Below are 237 nucleotides of genomic sequence, written 5' to 3' on the forward strand. Positions count from 1 at the left end.
TGATCAGTCGATACCCTGGCTCTTCAGGTACTCTTCATAGGTGCCGCGGAAGTCGACCACCTCGTTTTCCTTCACCTCGAGCACGCGGTTGGCGAGCGAGGACACGAATTCGCGGTCGTGCGAGACGAAGATCAGGGTGCCTTCGTACTTGTCGAGGGCGATGTTGAGCGACTCGATCGATTCCATGTCCATGTGGTTGGTCGGTTCGTCGAGCAGCAGGACGTTGTGACGGCCCAG

1 pseudogene is annotated in these 237 nt (G+C 58.2%); it reads right to left on the minus strand.

The annotated features are described in order from the left end of the window. Positions 1–3: 3 nt before the first annotated feature. Positions 4–237 (minus strand): annotated as a pseudogene (locus KVT32_RS31500) (ABC-F family ATPase); the annotation flags it as partial.

The organism is Achromobacter sp. GbtcB20 (assembly GCF_019091095.1).
GTDB classification, from domain to species: Bacteria; Pseudomonadota; Gammaproteobacteria; order Burkholderiales; family Burkholderiaceae_B; genus Achromobacter; species Achromobacter mucicolens.